At 77.6% G+C, this 2226-nt stretch carries 2 protein-coding genes; both read right to left on the bottom strand.

The annotated features are described in order from the left end of the window. Positions 1 to 1600: beta-ketoacyl [acyl carrier protein] synthase domain-containing protein (locus AB0J52_RS37140; protein ID WP_500187614.1), on the bottom strand; the 1600-nt coding region annotated here is incomplete at its 3' end. Continuing rightward, positions 1597 to 2226: SDR family NAD(P)-dependent oxidoreductase (locus tag AB0J52_RS37135; RefSeq protein WP_500187612.1), on the bottom strand; the 630-nt coding region annotated here is incomplete at its 5' end. The genes AB0J52_RS37140 and AB0J52_RS37135, both read right to left, overlap by 4 nt.

Here is a 2226-nt window from a genome sequence, read left to right as displayed (position 1 = left end):
GCCTCAGGACCCGTTCGCCCGCCGGTCCGCCGCGGTCTCCGCTCAGGTGCCCGCGGACGGGTTCGCCGACGGCTCCGTCCGCGCGCTTCCCGTCGTGGCCGCGCGGGCGCAGCGGCCCGAGGTGCGCGCCGGACGCCGCCGGGGCCTCCTCCAGGACGAGGTGCGCGTTGATCCCGCCGAACCCGAAGGCGTTGACGACCGCGCGGCGGGGCCCGTGGGCCGGACGCTCCCACCCGGCGGTCTCGCGGACGGGCGTCAGCCGCGTCCCGGCCATCGCCTGATGGGGTTCGGTGACGTGCAGCGTCGGCGGCAGGACGGCGTCGTGCAGCGCGCACGCGGCCTTGATCAGCCCGGCCGTCCCGGCGGCGGCCATCGCGTGCCCGATCATCGACTTGACCGTGCCGACGTGCAGCGGGGCCCCGCGGTCGCCGAAGACCCGGCGCAGCGCGGCCAGTTCCGCCGCGTCCCCCGCCGGGGAGCCGGTGCCGTGCGCCTCGACGAGCCCGGCCGCCTCCGGCGCGGACGGGTCGAGCCCGGCGTCGGCCCAGGCGCGTTCGAGGGCGAGGACCTGGCCGTCCACCTGCGGGCTCAGCAGCCCGGCCGCGCGGCCGTCGCTGGACGACCCGGCACCGCGGATCACCGCGTAGACCTTGTCGCCCGAGCGGAGCGCGTCCGGCAGCCGCTTCAGCAGCGCCATGCCGGTGCCCTCCGACAGGAGCGTGCCGTCGGCGGCGCGGTCCAGCGGGCGGATCATCCCGGTCGGCGACAGCGCCCTGAGCCGGGTGAGAACGCTCCACAGCGTGACGTGGTGGGAGTGGTGGACGGCCCCGGCGAGCACCGCGTCGCACTGCCCCGAACGCAGCGCCCGCACCGCGTGCTCGACCGCGAGCAGCGCCGAGGCGCACGCCGCGTCGATCGTGTAGGCGGGACCGCGCAGGTCGAACCGGTTCGCGACGCGGGACGCCGCGAAGCTCGGAACGATGCCCGCCACCGCGTCCGGGGAGGTGTCCGGTGCGCTGGAGCCGCCGAGCCTGGTCTGAAAGGCGTCGCGGATCTGTTCCAGGCGGTCCGCGGGCAGGTCCGGCAGCAGCTCGGTCAGGACGGCCTCGACCTGGTGGAACGCGGTGATCCGCTGGTCGGACCGGGCCGTCGCGGGACCGATGTGGCCGCCCCGGCCGAGCACCACGCCGATCCGGTCGCGGGCCGGCAGCCGCTCGTCGCCGCCCGCGTCCGCGATCGCCTCGGCGGTGGTGCGCAGCGCGAGCAGCTGGTCCGGCTCGATGCCGGACGCCGCCGCCGGCATGATCCCGAAGCGGGCCGGGTCGGCGGTGGCGAGGCCGTCCACGAACCCGCCGCGCCGGCAGTAGAACCGGTCGGCGCGCGGGGGCCCGTGGAAGGCGTCCGGATCGTGGTAGACGGCGGGGTCCCAGCGGTGCGGCGGGACGTCGGTGATCGCGTCCACGCCGGCCCGGATGTTCGCCCACAGCTCCGCCGCCGAGCCCGCGCCGGGGTACACCGCCCCGAGCCCGACTATCGCGATCGGCTCGCCGCCGACCCCGGATCCGCTCATCGGCCGGGACGGCGTCGCGGAGAACGTCACGGGGTCGTCCCGGCGGCCGTCCGGCCGGGCGCGCCGTCCTCGCCGCCGGGGAGGCCGGCCGGGTCGGCGACGTCGCCGGCGAGCACCACCTGCGGCTCCTCCCCGGCGACGATCTCGTGCAGCAGCGCGGCGACGGCGGCGTCGGGGTCCACGAGGCCGACGCCGCGCCGGGCGTACTCGCGGGCCAGGTCCGGCGAGACCATGCCGCCTCCCGCCCACGGACCCCAGTCGGCGACCAGGACCCGGCCGCCCAGCCGCGTCCGCCAGACGCGCGCGAGGGTGTCGCAGGCGTCGTTCGCGGCGGCGTAGTCGGCCTGCCCGCGGTTCCCGTACACGCCGACGACGCTGCCGAACACCACGAAGAACCGCAGGTCGGAGCGGACGGCGGCGGCGAGCGCGGACGCGCCGTCCACCTTGGTCCGGTACACGCGGCCGAACGACTCGGGCGTCTTGTCGCGGACGAGCCGGTCCTCCACCAGGCCCGCGCCGTGCACGACGCCGTCGAGGCGGCCGTACCGGTGGTAGACGTCCTCCACGACGGCCCGGACGGCCTGCGGGTCGCGGACGTCCACCGGGTGGTACCGCACCTCGGCCGCGTGCTCGCGCAGCGCCGCGAGCGTCGCGCG

It is taken from the genome of Spirillospora sp. NPDC049652, assembly GCF_040675125.1.
In the GTDB taxonomy this organism is placed as follows: Bacteria; Actinomycetota; Actinomycetes; order Streptosporangiales; family Streptosporangiaceae; genus Spirillospora.
Note: the sequence above shows the minus strand (reverse complement) of the source record. Positions and strands in the feature narration are given on the sequence as shown.